This window comes from Methanogenium cariaci JCM 10550 (genome assembly GCF_001315945.1).
GTDB lineage: Archaea > Halobacteriota > Methanomicrobia > Methanomicrobiales > Methanomicrobiaceae > Methanogenium > Methanogenium cariaci.
This window is the reverse complement of record NZ_BBBG01000013.1, coordinates 1-19788: the sequence shown is the minus strand read 5'-3', so window position 1 is coordinate 19788 and position 19788 is coordinate 1. Positions and strand designations below refer to the sequence as shown.

The 19788-nt window shown below is 52.4% G+C and carries 29 protein-coding genes and 1 pseudogene; 22 read left to right on the top strand and 8 right to left on the bottom strand.

Going from position 1 to position 19788, the window contains the following annotated elements; all coding sequences use genetic code 11:
- Window positions 1-35 precede the first annotated feature (35 nt).
- From JCM10550_RS10780 to JCM10550_RS23030, 3 genes and pseudogenes are all read left to right on the top strand, one after another.
- Window positions 36-1237: pseudogene (locus tag JCM10550_RS10780) on the top strand (PLP-dependent aminotransferase family protein).
- 79 nt (window positions 1238-1316) lie between these two features.
- Window positions 1317-1661: an SIS domain-containing protein gene (locus tag JCM10550_RS23035; RefSeq protein WP_245619069.1), complete on the top strand. Its 345-nt coding sequence runs from the start codon at window positions 1317-1319 to the stop codon at window positions 1659-1661.
- Window positions 1662-1684: 23 nt separating this feature from the next.
- Window positions 1685-1939, top strand: coding sequence for a hypothetical protein (locus JCM10550_RS23030; protein WP_062399072.1), 255 nt, complete (start codon window positions 1685-1687; stop codon window positions 1937-1939).
- A gap of 1047 nt (window positions 1940-2986) precedes the next feature.
- Here JCM10550_RS23030 and JCM10550_RS10760 read toward each other — a convergent pair.
- The 8 genes from JCM10550_RS10760 to JCM10550_RS10725 all read right to left on the bottom strand — a co-directional run bounded on the left by JCM10550_RS10760 (window position 2987) and on the right by JCM10550_RS10725 (window position 9162).
- Window positions 2987-4186, bottom strand: coding sequence for a UvrD-helicase domain-containing protein (locus JCM10550_RS10760; RefSeq protein ID WP_218185183.1), 1200 nt, complete (start codon window positions 4184-4186; stop codon window positions 2987-2989).
- On the bottom strand, window positions 4167-5798 hold the full coding sequence (locus tag JCM10550_RS10755; RefSeq protein WP_062399068.1) for an ATP-dependent endonuclease: 1632 nt from the start codon (window positions 5796-5798) through the stop codon (window positions 4167-4169). The genes JCM10550_RS10760 and JCM10550_RS10755 overlap by 20 nt, the downstream gene beginning before the upstream one ends.
- A 734-nt stretch (window positions 5799-6532) precedes the next feature.
- Window positions 6533-6979, bottom strand: coding sequence for a DUF4435 domain-containing protein (locus JCM10550_RS10750; RefSeq protein ID WP_083475449.1), 447 nt, complete (start codon window positions 6977-6979; stop codon window positions 6533-6535).
- A complete protein-coding gene (locus JCM10550_RS18860; RefSeq protein ID WP_062399063.1) occupies window positions 6904-7266 on the bottom strand; it encodes a hypothetical protein in 363 nt (120 codons plus the stop codon). Before JCM10550_RS18860 ends, JCM10550_RS10750 begins: the two co-directional genes overlap by 76 nt.
- On the bottom strand, window positions 7256-7630 hold the full coding sequence (locus JCM10550_RS10740) for an AAA family ATPase (protein ID WP_245619080.1): 375 nt from the start codon (window positions 7628-7630) through the stop codon (window positions 7256-7258). Before JCM10550_RS10740 ends, JCM10550_RS18860 begins: the two co-directional genes overlap by 11 nt.
- 8 nt (window positions 7631-7638) lie before the next feature.
- On the bottom strand, window positions 7639-8100 hold the full coding sequence (locus JCM10550_RS10735) for a hypothetical protein (protein ID WP_062399060.1): 462 nt from the start codon (window positions 8098-8100) through the stop codon (window positions 7639-7641).
- Window positions 8066-8449, bottom strand: coding sequence for an ATP-binding protein (locus JCM10550_RS10730; protein ID WP_281175374.1), 384 nt, complete (start codon window positions 8447-8449; stop codon window positions 8066-8068). The genes JCM10550_RS10735 and JCM10550_RS10730 overlap by 35 nt, the downstream gene beginning before the upstream one ends.
- A 98-nt stretch (window positions 8450-8547) precedes the next feature.
- Entirely contained in the window at window positions 8548-9162 is a 615-nt protein-coding gene (locus JCM10550_RS10725; protein WP_062399056.1) for a hypothetical protein, read from the bottom strand.
- A gap of 69 nt (window positions 9163-9231) precedes the next feature.
- Here JCM10550_RS10725 and JCM10550_RS10720 point away from each other — a divergent pair, with 69 nt between their 5' ends.
- The 19 genes from JCM10550_RS10720 to JCM10550_RS25035 form a co-directional block, all read left to right on the top strand.
- Window positions 9232-9684: a DUF3344 domain-containing protein gene (locus tag JCM10550_RS10720; protein ID WP_172673858.1), complete on the top strand. Its 453-nt coding sequence runs from the start codon at window positions 9232-9234 to the stop codon at window positions 9682-9684.
- A complete protein-coding gene (locus tag JCM10550_RS10715) occupies window positions 9653-12052 on the top strand; it encodes a DUF3344 domain-containing protein (RefSeq protein ID WP_062399052.1) in 2400 nt (799 codons plus the stop codon). Before JCM10550_RS10720 ends, JCM10550_RS10715 begins: the two co-directional genes overlap by 32 nt.
- Window positions 12049-12726 carry an ABC transporter ATP-binding protein gene (locus JCM10550_RS10710; protein ID WP_062399050.1) on the top strand — a complete coding sequence of 226 codons (678 nt, stop codon included), beginning with the start codon at window positions 12049-12051 and terminating at the stop codon, window positions 12724-12726. Before JCM10550_RS10715 ends, JCM10550_RS10710 begins: the two co-directional genes overlap by 4 nt.
- Entirely contained in the window at window positions 12726-13517 is a 792-nt protein-coding gene (locus JCM10550_RS23025) for an ABC transporter permease (protein WP_245619067.1), read from the top strand. Before JCM10550_RS10710 ends, JCM10550_RS23025 begins: the two co-directional genes overlap by 1 nt.
- Window positions 13517-13843 carry an ABC transporter permease gene (locus tag JCM10550_RS23020; protein WP_245619065.1) on the top strand — a complete coding sequence of 109 codons (327 nt, stop codon included), beginning with the start codon at window positions 13517-13519 and terminating at the stop codon, window positions 13841-13843. The genes JCM10550_RS23025 and JCM10550_RS23020 overlap by 1 nt, the downstream gene beginning before the upstream one ends.
- Window positions 13840-14064 (top strand): hypothetical protein, encoded by a 225-nt coding sequence (locus JCM10550_RS23015; protein WP_245619063.1) that lies wholly within the window; start codon window positions 13840-13842, stop codon window positions 14062-14064. The genes JCM10550_RS23020 and JCM10550_RS23015 overlap by 4 nt, the downstream gene beginning before the upstream one ends.
- On the top strand, window positions 14061-14216 hold the full coding sequence (locus JCM10550_RS20650; protein ID WP_157200179.1) for a hypothetical protein: 156 nt from the start codon (window positions 14061-14063) through the stop codon (window positions 14214-14216). The genes JCM10550_RS23015 and JCM10550_RS20650 overlap by 4 nt, the downstream gene beginning before the upstream one ends.
- 37 nt (window positions 14217-14253) lie before the next feature.
- Window positions 14254-14532, top strand: coding sequence for a DUF3344 domain-containing protein (locus tag JCM10550_RS25055; RefSeq protein ID WP_062399048.1), 279 nt, complete (start codon window positions 14254-14256; stop codon window positions 14530-14532).
- A gap of 11 nt (window positions 14533-14543) precedes the next feature.
- A complete protein-coding gene (locus JCM10550_RS10695) occupies window positions 14544-15245 on the top strand; it encodes a DUF3344 domain-containing protein (RefSeq protein WP_062399046.1) in 702 nt (233 codons plus the stop codon).
- A complete protein-coding gene (locus JCM10550_RS18850) occupies window positions 15202-15348 on the top strand; it encodes a hypothetical protein (RefSeq protein WP_172673857.1) in 147 nt (48 codons plus the stop codon). The genes JCM10550_RS10695 and JCM10550_RS18850 overlap by 44 nt, the downstream gene beginning before the upstream one ends.
- A gap of 19 nt (window positions 15349-15367) precedes the next feature.
- Window positions 15368-15580, top strand: a complete 213-nt coding sequence (locus tag JCM10550_RS19710; RefSeq protein WP_172673856.1) for a hypothetical protein — start codon at window positions 15368-15370, stop codon at window positions 15578-15580.
- Entirely contained in the window at window positions 15490-16050 is a 561-nt protein-coding gene (locus JCM10550_RS25050) for a DUF3344 domain-containing protein (protein WP_062399044.1), read from the top strand. The genes JCM10550_RS19710 and JCM10550_RS25050 overlap by 91 nt, the downstream gene beginning before the upstream one ends.
- Window positions 16008-16346, top strand: coding sequence for a DUF3344 domain-containing protein (locus tag JCM10550_RS25045; RefSeq protein ID WP_281175373.1), 339 nt, complete (start codon window positions 16008-16010; stop codon window positions 16344-16346). The genes JCM10550_RS25050 and JCM10550_RS25045 overlap by 43 nt, the downstream gene beginning before the upstream one ends.
- Window positions 16306-16785: a hypothetical protein gene (locus JCM10550_RS10680; RefSeq protein WP_157200176.1), complete on the top strand. Its 480-nt coding sequence runs from the start codon at window positions 16306-16308 to the stop codon at window positions 16783-16785. Before JCM10550_RS25045 ends, JCM10550_RS10680 begins: the two co-directional genes overlap by 41 nt.
- Before the next feature lie 36 nt (window positions 16786-16821).
- Window positions 16822-17124: a hypothetical protein gene (locus tag JCM10550_RS10675; protein ID WP_062399039.1), complete on the top strand. Its 303-nt coding sequence runs from the start codon at window positions 16822-16824 to the stop codon at window positions 17122-17124.
- A gap of 4 nt (window positions 17125-17128) precedes the next feature.
- The gene (locus JCM10550_RS10670; protein WP_062399038.1) at window positions 17129-17458 is read left to right on the top strand and encodes a PEGA domain-containing protein; all 330 of its coding nucleotides are present in this window, start codon (window positions 17129-17131) and stop codon (window positions 17456-17458) included.
- A gap of 243 nt (window positions 17459-17701) precedes the next feature.
- A complete protein-coding gene (locus JCM10550_RS10660) occupies window positions 17702-18238 on the top strand; it encodes a PEGA domain-containing protein (RefSeq protein ID WP_172673855.1) in 537 nt (178 codons plus the stop codon).
- Window positions 18239-18514: 276 nt separating this feature from the next.
- A complete protein-coding gene (locus tag JCM10550_RS25040) occupies window positions 18515-18913 on the top strand; it encodes a DUF3344 domain-containing protein (RefSeq protein ID WP_172673854.1) in 399 nt (132 codons plus the stop codon).
- The coding region (locus JCM10550_RS25035; protein ID WP_157200175.1) for a DUF3344 domain-containing protein at window positions 18849-19788 on the top strand (940 nt) is incomplete at its 3' end. The genes JCM10550_RS25040 and JCM10550_RS25035, both read left to right, overlap by 65 nt.

The window sequence follows — 19788 nt, the reverse complement described above, 5'->3', positions numbered from 1 at the left end:
ATCTCGCACGCAGACGGTATATGGGAGACACATCCATGAACTACCAGTTTGCACGCAGACTTGACGCCGCACCGGAGTCATTCCTTGACCGGCTTTTTGCGGTATCACGCGACCCGGAAATCATCTCCTTTGCAGGCGGTCTGCCGATTACCTCCCTCATTGATGTGGCGGGTATCCGCGATGCCGCCGCAGCCGTCTTTGCAGACGAGGGAGAGGCGGCGCTCCAGTATACGACCACCGACGGCTACCTGCCCTGCGGGAATATATTGCGGGGGGGCGCTATCGTTCCCGTCTGGGCATTCCCGCCACTGCAGATGAGATACGCATCACGAACGGCTCCCAGCAGTGCCTGGATCTGACGGCAAAGATACTTGTTGACCCCCCCTGCACCGTGGTTGGGATGGAACGGCCCGGCTATCTCGGAGCGATTGAGGCCTTCAGTTACTACCAGCCCCCCCGTTTCAAAACGGTTGCGGTCACCGAAGACGGGCCGGACATGGCTGCCTTTCGCAGGCTCTGCCGGGAAGAAAGACCTGCATTCTTCTATGGCATACCCAATTTCCAGAACCCCCCCTCCGGGACAGCATACCCCCCCGATGCCGCCCGGAGGGAGTGTGCAAAGTGCTGCCGGGAGACGGATACCCTCTTCTACGAGGATGACGCCTTCGGTGAACTCGCGTTCGATGGCAGACCCCGGATGCCGGTAAAGGCCTATGCGCCGGAATGCGGGATAATGAGCGGATCGTTTTCAAAGACGGTATCCCCCCCCGGCATGCGCATCGGCTGGATCTATGCACCGGCCCCCCCGGTCATTGAAAAGTTTGATTCCGTCCGGCAGGCAGCAGACCTCCACCCGAATGCACTCTCACAGGCAGTGATCTACCGCTACCTCACCACCCATGACTATGAAGGCCATCTTGAAACGGTGCGTCAGGTATACAAAAAGAACTGCCAGCAGATGTGTGATCTCCTGGATGACCTGCTGCCGGACGTCACCCATACCACTCCGGAGGGGGGGATGTTCATGCTTGCCACCATGCCTGAAGGCAAGGACTCGATGGCCCTCTTCCAGGCATGCCTCAAAGAAAAGGTGGCAGTACTCCCCCCCGGCGTGCCATTTTATGCGGAAGGCGGCGGCCACAATACCTTCCGCCTGAACTTCTCTGCTGCGACAGAAGAGGAGATCGAAATCGGGATGAGACAACTGAAACAGGCATACCACTGCGGCACGGTATAGACACCCCGTTTTTTGAGCGGCTGAACGGATGATATAAAGATCATTTTCATATAGCACTGCCAACATCTATGGGAAAATCATGGCAACGTCCTACAGTATTCAGGAATTAATGCGGATGATCGCCTCTGCAGCGGGCTCTATTGCAGATACCACATCCGACAAGGAAGGACAGCAGTTTATGCAGGCACTTCTGACCGCACCCCGCATCTATGTCGCCGGAGCCGGGCGGTCCGGGCTGATTGCAAAGGCGTTTGCGATGCGGCTGATGCATATCGGTATGGAGAGTTATGTCGTCGGCGAGACTATTACCCCGGCGATGCAGAACGGTGACCTGCTTGTAGTTTTTTCCGGGTCTGGTGAGACACATTCCATCACCGACATCTGTAAGACCGCCAAGGCAGTGGGGGGGGCACTCTCACATTGATCACGTCACGCAGGGAATCTTCCATGGCAGCGACAGCCGACCTGACGGTGGTTCTCGACAGCCGCCAGTATGACGATCAAGGGCTCTCTTCTGACTTTGCCATCCGGCAAATAACCGGGGAACACCGGTCAGGTGTGGCCTACAACCCGAAGGCGCCCACAGGCTCGCTCTTTGAAACCGCGGCCATGATCTTCTCGGATGCCGTTATCCTGGAACTGATGGATCTGCGACATACTGCTATCAGTGACATTGAGGACAATTACTCTAATATTCAGTAATTTCAGGAATATTTCTTTTTTGAAAACGGTGGCCGCCTCCTCAGGCCGGGATCTACGGTTCCCGCGATTCCAGAATTAATTTCCGCACCGCTGAGCGGATAATCGTTAAATAACAGATCCTGGGCCCCTATGCCCCGGAAAAATACATCCACACAGAAGCCCGGAGCGGCCTGATCTCAGTCGAAACATGCCATACATCCTCTGAAAATATCTGCTAATACAGGCCCCTTAATAGTCCATGATACACCGTATTTTTCGCAAATAACAGGCATTCCTGCCGTCATTTTCCGACAGAAACAATGACCCGAAAATACGTATATTCTGCCCCCCCGATTCCCCCCCATAATGTGGATCAAAAAGGTGGGTGACGGGTGACTCACAACAGGGAAGAAAGAGAGGGAAGGAGCGTTTCCCATATTCAGCCGGTGTTCTTTCACCTTTTCACACGGTTTCTTTGGTTATCACTTTGGCTAAATATGGGTACATCTCCTGGTTAAGATCATTTACACGTCGTTTTGACGTGCATATCATATCCATCCCTTCGTTTTCACTCATCCCTGAATCACAGGGACACAGACTTGCCCCGGCAAAATAATCAGACGTGCTGAATGTTCCCCCCCAAACGGATGAAAATATCCCTTCCTATCTGTACATATATCTCTATATTGTACTTGTTGAGAAGAATTAACTCCAATACGGGATTTGACCAAAGCCCCTTTGTTTTCATTTTGCGGGTGAAAGTCGGGTGAATAGATGAAAAGTTCTCCGGGGGGGCGGGAAGAAAAAGATACAGAGATTTACCCCCCACCAGGGGATCCCTGAAACCAGGCAGACGGATGGGGAGTACTGTGAGGGGCCATTCCGTCTTAAAATCCGAAGATACCCACAGAATCGCTCTTCGAGACAGCGACCACAATCTTCTCGGATGCTGTCATCCATGAACTCGTGAATCTGTGGCACACCGTAACAGGCGAAGTTGAGGACGATTATTCAAATATTCAGTGAATCAATTTTGACTTTGTGAACTCTCACTCTCTAAAGAGATTATCACCAATCAGTAATCTTCTTCATAGGCGAATATTTTTCAGAACCATCAAAAATATCATCCCTATCAAAATCCATTACAATTGCCACGCTATATTTGGCTCTTGTTAAACCTACATACAATTTCGCACGCGCTGAATTTTTCAACGGATAGTTGTTATTTTTAACCCATTTGACCATAGCAGCAGTTGGATATATCAATACACGATCAAATGTCAAACCTTTCGATTCTCCAAGATTCATTACTGAATAGGCTTCATTACATTCGGTTGCAGAACTCCAACGTAACTGGATGGGGGGGTTATACTTTTTTAGATAGCCATTAACATCTGATTTTTTAACGAAGAAAATTCCCTCATGATCGGAAGAATATTTTCTACATTCAGGGCAGTCACAAGGTGATGGAGTTGGAAAATCTGGATACAGTTTACTGGAATATGCGCAAATAAATTGATTATTCCTGTGTGAAACATTTAGTAAATCTTCGTCAATTGAACACTGCATCTTTTTTCCAAGTTCTTTGGAAACAAATTCTTTAATATTCCCTTCAGAATATATCGCATATTTCGATGAATGATGTGTTAAGTATGTAACTTGTCGGGGGTCTCCAACGAGTAAGACACGATTGGGCAGCTTAAACATGAGTTTGATCAGTTCCAAATCATATCCCGCTAAATCCTGTACTTCATCAATAAAAATGTGATCAAAAATCATTCCGATTCGATTTATTACCTGATCATCAGATCTCTTGTTGCAATCAAAAACAAATTTAGATATTTTGTCTGAAAAAATTTTATTGGATTTTGTAAAATAATGTTTTTTGAAATCCTCTTTTCCCCAATAACAAGGCCGCCCTCTAACCATAACAGCATTACCATTTTGATCAATCCTTTTTCCAGACTTCTCACTCGTTAAAAAAAAGCCTATATCCTCACTGTGAATCTCCTTATCCAGTATGCTTTGAAATGGTCTTACACCATGTTGTAACAAAAAAGAGAACCAAGTTTGAATCGTGATATTTTGTGGAATATAGCCCTTAATTTCAATTATCTTTTTCTTAATCTGAGCTTCATTCGCCTCTGTATAAGTTGTTATAAGGACGGTTTCGGATGTGGTTTCAAGAGCCCTGTTAACCAAGAAGGTTGTTTTTCCGGAACCTGCTGCTGCAATAATGAGTTTGTTATTATCCATTGCACCACTCAACAGCATCTTTTATGTATTTAGGATATACAACTTCTGTATCAGATTCAAATACTCTCAAAGCCCAAGTCGTCTTGTTATTAGTCATATAACCAGTGATTTTTTCAGCTGTATCATATTTTGAATGATCAAGTTGAATAACTTCACAAAGAGATCCAAGATAATTTTGATTTGCATCAACAAATTGAGGTTCAAGAGTTTTTAATATCTCCCTCTTATCAGCAAAAATTTTAATATACTGGTGATTTTTGTAGGCCTCATATTTATTCTTAATTTTAATATCGTAGTCACCATCATTGTCTGTAATAACAGCTACTTCTTTATCGATTTTTGCTGCAATTTCAAGAAAACGCTTAAACGTAAGCTTTACTGAAATAACATCAATACCATCTTCAATCGGCAACTTACCATTATTCGCATTCATATACGCCTTTTGGAAGACCAATTCGTCTGAATCTCCTTCTACAAGCACTGCTTTTTTACAAAATATTATACGAAGTGTTTGGTATCCAGGAAGTTTCTTAAAGAAATTGTATGTATCTTCAGTTAAATCTGAAAATTTCGTCACATTTTGATCATTAATTAATAACAGATTCTCTAAACCAAGTTTATTTGCAATGAAACTACTGTGTGTTGTGATTATTATCTGCTTGTTGACACAACTTTCAATTATATTTTTCATCAGCATATTAAGCTTTGAGTGAGATAAGTGACTCTCGGGTTCTTCAAGTAAAATTAGATTTGCTTCCTGACTTTTATGATGTTCCAAAGCAAGGTTGGTTTTAACAATGCATTGCTCCCCCCCCGTACCTATCTGATGAAAGGGTACTTCATCGAGATAAGTCATCAAAGCTGTTTCCCATGAATTTTGTGTGGATAGGTCAACAGAAATTTTTAATTTTTTTTCTGTCAGCTTAGATTTAGATTGAATGCTCTCATTAATATTTTTTACAGAACTTTCTCGCATAAATGATTGCTTCATTTTCCTGTATGCCTGAGATAATTCAACTTTCTCTTGATCTTTAAGATCATCATTTATTATACGGGAAATGTAGATATCAGAACCATTTTGATACCTATTTGAAGTAGAATCAATAATTACAGATTTTATTGGAATACTCCGAGATGACACAGATTCACGTGCAAATGATTTCCATGTGATTTTATAATACTCAATGGGAATTGTAGTTATTTCATCAGGCAAAGTCATTAATTCATTATATTCACTCTGGTAATCATTGTCAAACTCAATTTTGAGAACAACCCCGCATTCTTTCTTTCGTTCACTATTACCATTCCCTTCAAAAAGAGGGACATCATTATCATTAAAGAATATTTCAATGGTAATACATGGGAGTGGAGGTTTTTTTCCAGATTTTATCCCTTCAAGATACTCAGCTACGACATGGGTGTTAAACAGGTACTGACTTAGATTATTCTTTAAATATCTACCCCCCCTGAGAATACCCGTAAGTGCAACGTTTACAGCTTCTAATATTGTTGACTTTCCAGATTCATTATTGCCAACAAGGATATTTACATTATTATTAAATTCTAATGTAAATTTTCCATAGAAACATTTATAATTCTCAATATTTACCTTTTTAATATTCATTATATCACACCACATTATTTATTATTATGATAGCAAAATATCCAAATTAGATATATTATGATATTTTTTTATTAAAGAAATAATTTATGGTTTGCATCAACATTTTTTCAATGAATTTGGTATTAAACCCATCCACACAGAAGCACGGAGCGGGCCGATCTCAGTCGAAACATGCCCATACATCCTCTGAAAATATCCATCAATACAATCCCCCCCTTAATAGTCTATGATACTCTGTATTTTTCGCAAATAACAGGCATTACTGCCGTCATTTTTCGGCAGAAACGATGACCCGAAAATACGTCTGTTATGCCCCCCCGATTCCCCCCCATACCGGGAGGCAGAAAGGGTGGGAAAAGGGTGATACACAACAGGGGGGAGAGTGAGCGAAGAGGGGAGCACCCGTTCCAATATTCAGCCGGTTGGTTTTGACAGCAACGCACGATATATCTGAGGAGAAAAGATGCGTGACACGCCACTCCCGAACGTCTCTTCTTCCCAGTCACAGATCTGCCTGCAAAGATTGGTCTCTGCAAAGTAGACCGCGTAATAATTGCGCCGCAGGAGGCGTTCGAGATCCCGGCCTCCGATCGGTTCATTGTCACGCGGGGGGGAATAGCGCAGGTTGAGGTCACGTAAAAGGATACAGATCAGGTCATGTCCCCCCCGGCAGATATGCCACGGTATTCAAAATAATACCCCCCCCGGAATCACGGACAATCCGGTCAAACGCTTCAATAAACTCCTCTCCCCCGTCCTGCATTCTTCTCACAAATCACTTTTTTCAGGGCTTCGACATCACATTCAAGCGTCTCCGCACTGACAAACCGCGAAAATATGTCACGTTTCTTGCAGTTGATGTGCTTAAACGTAATATTGAAACCGGCCTGGTTGTTCACCAGGACTGCCAGACCCAGATAGCGGGCTGCCCCTGCCAGTGCCACCCGCAGATCTCCCTCGCGCAGTGACCCATAGGCCTTCTGGGCAAATGTCTGCGGCAGGGAAATCTGCTCAACATGTTCAATGACATTCTCAAGGGCACCGGATGCAACGAGCATCGTCTCCAGATCATGAGTATCGGTCAGGAAGATATTCTCTCTCTCTTTCAATGAACAGTCAAAGAGGGAATAGTCCCGGTCAATGATACCGATGATACAGTGTTCCCCCCCCGGGTGCTGCAATGATCTTCCCCCCCGTCTGCGGTGGCCCGGGCACTCCCTGCACGTATCCCTTCCACAATATCACAGACATTCTCCTTTGAGTTTGCAATCCGGAGAATACAGGTATCAGTGTTAAAACAACGGTCATACACCTCCAGGTCGTACGGCCCTTCCGTGATCACAAAGACCTTCCCCCCCATACCCGGATAGGTCATCTCCATCGTCTCAATCATGCCTTGGATTTCATCAGGGTCGGCCCAGATATCTTCCAGGCGATACCCGGCAAACCGGCGGTTTTTACCCTTCATCCGGATAGTTCCCTGATAAGTCAATGGTCTTGTCCCAGTGCGTGTGAATCAGCTGCGGAGAATGGGTGGCGAGAATAAAATCCGAACCCGTGATATCGATGATACCCAGAATCGTGTCCAGAAACTGCCGCTGCCAGACCACATGCAGGGAAATTTCCGGTTCATCAATGAGTACCAGAGTGCCGGGGTCAGTCTTGAATATCAGGTCATAATACATAACCAGTTGATTCTGTTCGCCTGAAGAGAGTGCCTCCGGCGGTATGGGATCCCGGCCCATAAACTTCAAAAGAAAACCGCTCTCGATGTCAATGGTAAGATCGATATTTAAAAAGAGGGTATTGATAGTCTCCTCAAGGAGATCAATTTTCTGTTTCAGTCCCCCCCGAATATCTGGTATTTCTCTCGTGAATCTGCGATGTACAGATAAATCGCTGTCCTGACACCGGGGGGGTCATCCGCAATTTTGCCAGGTGTAATCATCACGTCCCCGTCATCAAGCCGGGTATACGGTAGAAATCCAAGTGTCTCAAACGATTCCCGTTCTTTTTGCAGGCAGATAAGATCGGTCTCAATCTCTGCTGCCGAGGGGGTCAGGCCACTATCTCCCAGTGCCTGTAGATACCGGGCAGGATAGGTAGCATCCAGCTCCTGTGCGATTGAGGCATAATCTGAGAGAAGTGCCTGAATTCGCCGGATCACATCGTCTGCATACGCAAGGATCGTGAGTTCGTATGCTCCCTCATGGTTACGGTCATACGAGGCCAGAAGATCACTGGAGTTGCCCTTCTTCCTATTCCGGTCATGCCAGAGACGTTGGGCGGAGATATACTTCACCGGCACCGGCGATGATGCCCGCAAGTTTTGTCGATACCTCTTCATTGTCATACTCTCCGTCCTTGAGCACGAACTGCCGTTTCTTTCCGTCCGCACCACGGGTGTAGGCAAACGTGATATCAATTCTCAGCGGGAACTGCGAACTCTGATGTTTTCCAATCAGAAGTGTGTCACGGACACTCGGCACCGGGCAGTCATCCCGGATAAACTCCAGTTCCGCAGAAACAAACGGCAGAGTCCGGAGCTCATCGACATTGCCCATAAAGACAGCCCGGAGTATCCGGAGAATAGTTGTCTTCCCGTAGCCGTTCGGTGCAGTGATAATAGAGAGGGAATCTTCTGGAAACAGGGAGATGTCATGGGTCAGTTCCCCGAAAAGTCCCCCCTACGTATCCGGGAGAGATGGATGATATTGCTGCGCAGCGGGGGGTCCCTCGCGTAAGGGAATCAACGAGATGGCCCAGCATCTCGCCCCCCCCGATGCGACATGCTCAAGAGGGACCTCCACCCAGCTGCCCGTAAAGGTCTGCCTGACAACATCGATGTATTTCCCGTAGTCCTCACGGTTGCCAAGGAATATGACGGAATCATACCCAAGAGTCCGTCATACTCAGCATTTTCACAGATGGTATCAAATTCGAGGCTGTATTCCCCAAATTCATCATTACGGTAATCGCGGACCTCGTCATCCGGCAGGAGATACCCAAAATTCGGCGAGAGAATCACCCAGTCCTTTGGGTAATGGATACGGGCATACTGGGCACACCGGCGGGCGAACCGACCGGTAAAGGCATCTGCCGCACGCAGAGTATCCGGTGGATTCCTGCCGGGAACATCCCAGACCTTCTCCTTTCCCGCGGGAGTAACGAGGAGTGTCTTGAGTGACATAGATACCGGATATTCAACCCGAGGAGATATTAGGTTGTGCCGGCAGGGCAAGGCGGGGGGGTAAACAGAGAAGAAGGCATCGGGCATCTCATCTGGGGGGGGAGGGAGATGCCCATTTTTGCCTGCCATGCGGGGGGGAACACCGGATCCCGGAGGGGGAAGCATGTTCCCCATCCCCCCCATCTGACTGTGCGATAAATTGGTACAATAATCCTAATAATGATGAAAAATTCAATTATACGTATGCACCTTCGCCACATATGGTCCGCTCTTCTGCTTGCAGGATTCCTTGCATGCATCATTCCTGCGGTATCAGCACTCTATACATTCGAGGGAATACCCCTCGAAGTGGCCGCACAGGGAGAAATTGAAGGGGGGGATCTCCTGACATTCGGCACATACGGACTCTCTGAACCACCGGCTGAAGTGACATTCACTCTCCCGTCAGATCCTGCCTGGGCACGGATCTACACCGCGGTGTGGGGGGGCGGGACAGAACAGTATTCCGGCTGGACGGAGATCTCGGCCAATAATATCAAAAAAACCCGGTACACCCTCTATGGAGATAAAGACGTGCAGGAGAATGTCTACTCTTCAAGCCACGGCACCTACCTCATCGCCTCTGATGCAGGGGACGTCCTGCGCGAGGGAAAGAATACGGTCCGTGTCACAACAAGCAGGGGGAGAAGAGGGTAACTCCCTTGACGGGCGGATATATGCGGTAATGGTCGTTGCAGCGGTTCCCACGGATGACGGCCATGTCACGCAGTACTGGGTCGCCGAAGGCAACGAGAACCTCCACGGCGAGGGCTGGGCGGGCACCAACCCGACACGAAAGGACGCGGCATCATCTGTATTTACCCACGCCCGTGCAGACGGAATTACCGCAGCCTCCCTCACCACCCTCATGCTTGCATCCAATGAGGGGCAGCCCGATTATATCACCTTCAACAGCGCTGACCTCGGCACTGCAGCATCACCGGATGCAGACTATCCGTCCATGCGCGATATCAGCAACGAACGGTCCTTTGACGCCACCGGTGGTGCAGGGACACCGTCACGCTATGTGGACTGTGAAATCTTTGATGTCACCGCAGACTTCGGCACCACAAACACCGTAACCTTTGAACGCGGGCGGGACCTCACCGGGGGGGACGGCATCATGGAGACAACCGGCGCGGTCATCGAGGCAGAGGATTATATCCATCCGGTCTGTGCCATCCTGACCGCAGAACGAGACGGTTCGTCCGACGGTCCAATCTATGTCGCAGAAGAACCGGTAACGGAAAACGCCTATGACGGGGGGGAAGAAGCAAAGGCACGGGTACTGATCAGGAATTATGGCGCATACGCAGCAGACCCGGTGCATGTCGTCTTCCTGCTCGACGGCGTTCCCATCGGTGATGAATTGGTATCCATCGGACAGGACGGAACGGGCGAGGCATCCGTATCCTGGACGGCCGCGTCCGGCAGCTACGCACTCTCAGTCTCCGTAGAAGGCACGGGCACGGCAGTCACCTCTCCGGTAAAATCGCTCACCATCGGAACCCTCCCCCCCGACCTCTCCATACAGATAGGAAAACCGGTCCGTGCGGATGCCGCCGGTGCGGCGCCCGAGGCGACCACCTCCCCCCCGGTGCCCCCCCTGCTGCCCGCTATTTTGGGCATTGCTGTTGCAGGCGGTGCCATCCTTCGGAGTAATAAGAGGAACACCCTTCTCTCTCTCCTCTGTATTGGATGCCTCCTCATGGTCCCTGCAGGGCAGTTTCTCATCTCCCCCCCTGCAGCAGCAGGAGGATTTGCCGAATACCGCCTGCCGGTCACCGTCACGAACAGCGGCGGGAGCGATGTGCAGGAGTGCATGGTAACGGTCTATCTTGACGGGGGGGAAAAAGCGGCAGTGCAACTGCTGGAGGAGGGCATCCCCGCATACGGAACCGTGACCACAGACATTCCGCTCTTCACCACACCCGGTACACACCAGGTGACCGTCACGGTCAATGAGGACAAATCCATAACAGAGTCCTCATATGCCGACAATCGGCAGGAGCTACGTTTGCCTTCCCGTAAGTGGATAATGACAGCAATCCTCTTTTTGACCCTGCTTTTTGCTTCGTCGGTCTCTGCAACCTATGCAGGCGACCGCCCGCTGGAGAATGTCTTTCATACGGATGTCACCGGCGGATATGTCTACACCACCGGGGGGGACAGTGTCTACAGTGGCACGCTCGCTCCGGGAGATACCTGGACCGCAGAGATACCGGTCACTCTGCCGGATGACGCCGCACCGCTCTACAGCAGACTCTACCTCTACTGGGCATGGAGCAAAGACGGCCAGAAGGCAGCATACCCGGCCCTTACCCCCGTAATGGAAGGGGGGGCCGCTCTTTCCAACGAATCGTTCTCCCGGTATACCGACACAAAGGGGGGGTTTGTCAGCAGAAATGACTTCTTCTCCGGCATGGACGCCTACAACATCTCCGGGCTGACCGGCGGAGATAACACCGTGACCCTCACCGTCACAAACACCCACCCCCCCAAGAACGCCACCTTTGTCATTCAGGGTGCAGGCATCCTCTCGGTCTATGAAAGCGAGACGGGTACGGAAGGCACCGTATGGGTGAACGAGGGATGCGACATGCTCTACAACAGCTACGGGGGGGTGACACCAGAGATGGCGACCGGCACGATCATCTTCCCCCCCGGCGAAGTCGGCACAGAGGACATCAGTCGGGCCACCCTCCACCTCGTGGCACCATCGGCCGGATATACCAGTGCCAACACCCCCCCGCAGAAGAATGCCATCAGGGTAAACCGGCCCACAGAAAACAGCCTTCCGGAATTCTTTGAGAGAATCCTTTCCATGCTCTTCCCCCCCGGCTATAACGGCTGGGAGTGGACGGACGGATTTTCTTCCGATGAGGTGCACCAGATAGGAGAGGACCTGCGGGACATCTCACCCTACCTGAGGACAGAGGACAATACCGTCACCGTGCGGGACAATGGCGATTATATGCTCCTGACAAACGGCATATTATGGATTGAAAGGGGAACAGACGAATGAAAGAGACAATACTTGAGACCGTCCGGCTTTCCCGGACCTACGGCGGCAGTGTGCAGGCCCTGAAGGATGTCTCCATACAGATAGGAAAAGGCGACTGCACGGCAATCGTCGGAAAGAGCGGGAGCGGAAAGAGCACACTCATGAATATACTGGGCTGTCTGGATACCCCGACCTCCGGGAAGGTGTGCATCCGTGGTGTGCCGGTCGATTATACCGACACGGCCCGGCTCATCAGCTTGAGGCGCAATGAAATTGGGTTTGTGTTCCAGCAGTTCAACCTGATTGCGCACCTGAGCGCCCGGGAGAACGTCGAGTACCCGTTGCTCTTCTCCTACCGGCCGGAAAAGGAGCGGCAGGAACGGGCATCCGCACTCCTCGCCCGTGTCGGGCTTGAGCACCGGGGGGGCGATCATTATCCCGGAGAACTCTCCGGCGGGGGGGAACAGCAGCGGGTCGCCATTGCGCGAGCACTGATCAATGCCCCTGCGGTCGTCCTCGCAGACGAACCCACGGGCAATCTTGATTCACGAACCAGTGATGATATCCTCGACCTCATCCGGGAGATCAACCGGGAAGAGAAGACCACCTTTCTGATCGTCACCCATGACGCCGACCTCGGGGGGGAACGGGCAGACCGGATGATCACCCTCCACGACGGTGAGGTGGTGAACTGATGGGGGGGCAGGGACTCGACTTTGCCCGTATCGCCGGCCGCCAGATTCTGCGGAGACGCACCCGTCTCCTCCTGACCATCCTGGGCATCGCGGTCGGCGTGGCCGCGGTGGTGGCAATCGTCTCCCTGGGCGAGGGCATCCGGGCGCATTCCATCGATATGATCAGTGAACAGTCAGACCTCACCCTCATCGAAGTGACCGGGGGGGATGTGCGGGACGGAACCATCATACCGCTCACCGCCGCAAAGGCCGCCGCCCTCCGGGGGGGCATCACCCATGTGACAGGGACGGCTCCCGTCATCACCGCAGACCTCGCGACACCGCACCAGACCTATGTGGGGGGGCCGCGGGGGGGATGGGATGGGAGGATTTCTCCACGGTCTTCGCCCCCGGAATTCAGCAAAGGCAGCGGCTATTCCGACAGTGGCAGCGATGCGATACTGGGAAGTGAGATCGCAGAATCCCTGCGCAAGTACGAAGGCATACGAACCGGTGACGATCTCACGATCCGCATCCGTGAGTATGACACATCCGGCGCACCCGTCGATACCGAAGTGGTCTTCAACGTCGCAGGCAGTCTCCGGCCCCGCGGGGGGGACATGTTTGATACCCTGCTGGTGACCGACAGCGCACGTCTGGAAGCGTGGCGCGAGGGCTACGGCGCCTATGATACCATCTACCTGCGGGTGGACGCCCCGGAGCACGTCCTCTCTGTCGCAGCGGATGTCCGGGAACTCGGTCTGCAGGCACAGGGCCCCCCTTTGAGGAGATCGAGGCGGTCAACCGGCTGATGGACGCAGTCATCATCATCCTCTCGTTCTTTACCGGGATATCCCTCTTCGTCGGTGCGCTGATGATCATCAACACCATGGTTGTCTCGGTCTATGAACGCACCCGTGAAATCGGCATCACAATGGCCCTCGGCGCATCACACCGCCATGTGCTTGCCTCATCCTCCTCGAATGCCTCTACATCGGCATACTCGGGGGCATCGCAGGTGATCTGCTGGGCATCCTTCTCTCGGTGGGTATCAACACCCTCGGCAAGTCATTCATTCTCGAACAACTGGGCCCCCCCGGTTTTGCCGGATTCGCCGGTGCCGATATCACGCTGGTGACACCGGCACTGCTCGCAGCGGGCCTCGGCATCGCCGTTGTCCTCTCCCTTCTGGCAGGGGGTTTACCCGGCAATGAAGCGGCCCGGCTCAACCCGGTGGACGCCATCCGGCGGGGGGATGTGACTTACACATCACCCGCAATCACCATACACAATAACAGAAATACATATTTTTGTATTACCAAACCCAATACCATAGGAACGATACCCGTGGTGCTATGAAGGAATATCCGGTCTCTTTTTTTGAAAAAATAATACGTGGAACGGTGGCATATCGGATTACGACAGCCATTCTCCTGACAGGTATGATGCTTATCCTCTTTCTGATACCGCTGTCGCCGCGGACAATTATGAAGGGGGGGCATCCCCCTTGAGGAAAGAGAGGAAGGGACCGTCTCCGGCGGCGTATGGATGGATTCCTACTACGGGATGAGCAGCCCGGCACCGGTGACGGTGGAGCAGAATTACCGCCTGCCGGATTACACCGCAATCCAATGGGCACGCCTGTATGTCACCGTTTACTCAGGAAATATGGAGAAAAACTATGCAGGCACCGCCACGGTGGAATTCGACGGAGGCAGCGGATATTCACAGATGGGCATGGAATCGCTCAATGTCCCCTACACCTTTCCGGGAAAAGACTACAACCCCCCGCGGGGGGGGAGTACGGGACCGGGCCGGTCTCGGTAAACGGCCACTGTGTGCGGGTCACGAGCGACTACCTGATGTGGTATGATGTGACCGGGAGAATCACCGGAGAAGAGGTGCGGGCACGGGTGAGCACGGCGCCCACTGATCCGCAGTTTGACGGCCGCATCAAGGCGGTCACCCTAGTAGTGGCATACGATGACGGAGACGGGGGGGACACCGTCAGATACTGGATCATGGACGGTCTTGACACGGACACCTACCACTCGGAAGAAAAACTCGGGGAGGACTATATCATCCGCACCAGCTTTCCCACTGGAGAACTTCCTCCCGAAGAGGAATGGGCCGGTGCACGGCTGCAGGTGGTACATCTCGCCAGTGATGACGCCACGTATACCCTGAATGAGGACGAACCGACGGATCTCATCGCATCCGGCAGGGGGGGCTACAGCGGATATAATGCATGGGATGTCACCGGGATCATCACCCCCCCGTGGGAGGATACCACCCTCTCATGCGACAGGACCGGCAATTTTTATAAGATATTCCTCGCCGCCCTCTCGGTCCGCTATCCGGAACAGGAGACGGGCACCCTCACGGTAACATCCACACCTCCCGGTGCCACCCTTCTTATTGATGGGGGGGAAGAGACGGAATACACCACCAATGTAACCATCCCCCGATATGCCGGTCGGGTCGTATGCAGTCAGTGTGGCGCATCCGCACTACGAGGAGGCAGAGGAAGAATGGGTTGATGTCACGGCAGACGAGACCACAACGGTTCATTTTGACCTCCAGCCGCTGACCGGCAGTCTCTCGGTGACATCTGACCCCCGCCGGTGCGCAGGTCTTTATTGACGGGGGGGAGGACACCGGAATGACAACGGATGCACTCCTGGATGATGTCATCATCGGTGAACACACCATCTCCGTTCGCCTCGCAGGCTACGGGGGGATGAGCAGCAGACCGTCACCGTTACCGAAGACGATACCGCTGAGGTGTCGTTTACTCTCACCCCCCCTGCGACAAACGGCGGGGGGGAGAGCGATGATGACGTGGAGAAGACCGGATACTCCGGAAAAGAGCTAACCCCTTCTGTGCGCACCTCGTTCCGGGGGGGAGATGTCGTCACAGCAGCCTTCGGCACCTACACCGGCCTCATCGAACCGGGAACCACCTCCCGGTTCACGATCAATGCTACCATTCCCAAAGGCGGTGAGCCGACACAGGCACGCCTCTTCCTGTATACCACCTGGGGGGGCCACAACACCGATACGAAGGCCGGAGCAGAGGTGCCGTTCAGCACGTCACTGGGCAGCAGCAAAATATCTCCTGATAGGATCTACTCAGACCGGAAAGGCGAGGGAGCATATGACTACGTCCTCTCCACCATCTGCTATAATGTAACAGACGTGATCCGGGAGAAGGGGGGGCCGGGAGAGTATGCACTCTCCGTCACCAACAGCGGGCGTCCGGGAGAGGTATCCGCCCTCTATGGGGGGGGACGCTGGTTATCATCTCAGAAAATGAGACCGCACCGCTCAAAACCGTCTGGCTGAACGAAGGCTGTGATGCCATCATCGCAGACGAGGTGGCGGGCATCACCGCAGAACAGGCAACGACCACAGTCCCGTTCCCCGGCAATATCAGCACGGCAGAGGTCACATCCGCCGACCTCACCATCATCAGCACGGCTGCCACCGGGAAGGGCGATGACGCCCACCGGGTCTTTTTCAATGACTGGGAGTTCTACAATGTGCTGACCGGCGGATCGTCGGGTATCAGCATATTTAGCAAAGCGGTGACACCATTCCTTGTCACAACGGCCAACTCTGCCAGGTGCAGAGTGCACTGATGGGGGGGACGACGGGGGGGACTACCTTGAGAATCGCAATGCTCTCCTGGTGGTCACCCACACCGACAGAACGGGAAATACGACCGGGGGGGAGACCGGTCTGTCCACCACTACGGACCCGACATCCGGAGCGCTCCGGGACAGGGAAGGAGACATTTACCCTCTCTTCAACGGGGGGGGCCGCCTGCACGCGACAGAACTAAAGACCGCTGACGGACGATGCACCCTCTATGTCAGGGAGGGAACACGGATACTCGATACCGGAGGATCACCGGTCAGCGTCGTCACGATACAACAGAAAGAGAGCCTCCCCGGAGGGAACCCCGAATGGACGTATACCATCGGCCGCAGGGGGGGCAACAACGGACATCCCTCTTCTTATGGAGATCACCGGCAGCGTCTGCACACCCGGAGCAGATTTCATGCTCACAGAGTATGACACCGATACCGGAAACTGGACTGAGTCGGGGGGGTGATGAACCACGGAGCTGGCACGTTGACAACAGGGATTAGCCGTCTGGGGACCTATACCGCAGTCTGCAACAAAGAGGGTGAATATACCGGAGACCGGGAGGAATCCGCAATATCCGGCGCAAAAAACTTCCTATATGCCATCCTGCGTTTCACAGGCATCCCGGACATTCTGAATCTCTCCGGCACAGCAGATACACCGGAAAAAAGGCCAGACCCGGCATTCAATGAATCATCCAAAGAAAAAAATCCTGTAATTCAGGCCCCCCGAGGAGACCTATATCGACTACCGGAACGGAACCTATGACCTTGTGATTCTCTCAAATCCGCCGGAGGCACTCATCACGCTGGATGGCACCTATACCGGCGAGACGACGCCATCCGTCCTCACGGATATCACGGGAGGCAGCCATACTCTCACCCTCTCAAGGGAAGGGTTCGGGGTATCCGAAAAGGAGATCCTTCTCACCGATGACAGTGAAATCCGATTCGATCTCTCGCCCGGCACATACGGACTCAATAAACTGAAATTCGAGGGCTATGTAAAGAACGGGTATGATGAAGGAATAGGCGGTGTTTATGTGACGTCATACCCGGAGGGGGGGCACGGGTATATCTGGACGGACGGAACACCGGCCTGACCACTCCGGAGGTTGTCGTAGGTCTCAAGGAGGGACGGCATACCATCAAGGTTCGCAACGAACAGGCAGAATATCCCACGGATATGAAGAGTATCTGGGTGTATCCGGGGGGCCGTCACCAAAATCTCCTTTGATCAGGCAAAAGTTATTACCCACACTATAGAACTCTCTTCCGACACATACCCGGACGCAGATTTCACGGTCAATGGCAGGTATCCCCCCCGGTATACATTTCCCAAAGAGGTGAAGGTGGGCGGCGTGCACCCCCCCCATATCACCCTGAGAGAAAATGAATCTTATATATCGGTTGAGGGACATCTCTGGCGGGAGGATAAACCCACATGGATCGGCCCGCAGGACGTGACATTCGGCTCTGCTTCCGTCACCTCCGAACCGGTGGGTGCGGATATTTTTGTGGACGGATTCCCCACCGGCCTGCATACTCCATATATCATTACCAACCTCTCAGCCGGCCCGCACACCGTCTTTGTCTCCCTTCCCGGCCACCTGCCGGATGAAAAAGAAATATACCTCGTCCCCGGAAACCATCCGGTTGACACCGAACTCTCGTTCCTCCTTGAACCCTATCCCTTCGGAAGTCTGAATATTTCAAGCGAGCCCGAAGGAGCGAAGATATACCTCTACAATAAATATTCGGGAAAGAAAACCCCCGGCGATATTCCGGTATATGGACATCGGCACCATCCCCCCCGTGCGGCTGGTCTCTTCACAGGGGGGGACGGTCACTATCGAAAATGCCGTTGTCTGCCCCCCCTATGAGACATCCGAATACCGGGTGGCCATCATCCCGTCGAAATAACAGAACCGGACGCAATCATTTTTTTGTATTTTTTTGACGATACAATCGTATTATTTAAAAAAATAATCTTAATACGTAATAACATTCAATCCATGAATAGTTCAACCCATGACCGGGCAGGCTGTTCGGTAGCGACGGTTTCGCCATGGGGAGGGAGCGGTAACTGAACGATAAAACAGGTGAAATGAATGAATCATACGGAAAAAGGAAAAAAAACGATTATATGGGGAGCATGTATGGCCCTGCTTCTGGCATTGACCATACCAGGAGTACACGCGGCAGGAGTGGACCTCACCACTGCAGAGACAGGAACCGTAAACGGCGATATTGCCATCCTTCCGGGCATCATGTGGAACACATCGTGGACGACTCCGGGCGGGGTCGTGGTGACGCAGGATTATGTGCTCCCGGCGTTTGATACAGTGCAATGGGCCCGCCTCTATGTCTCGGTATACTGCGGCAGCACCTCCGGGGGGGCACGCGAAACCTTCGTGAACATATCCCTTGACGGAGACGGGGGGGACGGCACCTACACCCCCTCTCGCCGACGAATATCTGAATTCAACCGATATGGATGTGCTCCCCGACAGACCGTACATCACCCGCGAGAGCAGCAATTATGTCATGTGGTATGATGTCACCGATGCGATCACGGCATCGACACCGTCTGTCCAGGTAAATACCACCGGTTCGTTCGACGGCCGCGTCAAGGCCGTGACCCTTGTGGTGGCATATAACGATGGCAGAGAGCAGACCGTGGACTATTGGGTAAACCAGGGACACTATAACGGGAATGACGGGAACACGGTCTTTGATGCCTCCGCCCTCACGGAAGAGTGGCTTGCAGCAGACGTCACCTGTCTCTTTCTCTCCAGTGACTCGTCCGACTGCACACGCTACACGCTCAATGACATCAATCTCACCGAAACAGACGGCGGGAAGGTAACCTACAGCGGTTACCGCATACTGGACGCAAAAGACGCGATGGAAACCGGGGCGAATACCTTTGCCTGGCCGGGTGCGGGGGGGAATTATTACCGTATACCCCCCCTTGCGGTGCTCGCCGTCACGAGCGGCCCGGCACCGGATCTGGAAGTGACCGCGGTCGTCACCAACTCTGACGAGTATTTCGCCCACGAACCGAACTGGATCAAAGCTGCCATCCTCAATAACGGCACCGCAGATGCAGGGGGGGCCTTTGATGTGGCATTCACCATCAATGATGCGGTGCAGACGGTCACGGTTCCCGGAGGTCTTCCGGCAGGCGACACCACGGTGGTGGAAGTGACCGATGCGACCGACTACATGCTGAATGATCGGGTAAACGTCACGGTGACCGCCGACCCCGATAATACGATTACAGAGTCGGATGAGACGGACAACCGTGCCGTCCTGAATGCAACGGTCGTCTACAACGGCTACAAGGGTAAGCGTTTCACCGACGGGGGGGAAGACATTGAGACCCGGATCTCGCATGATGGAACTATAAACTGCACCTGGTCTCGTGTCG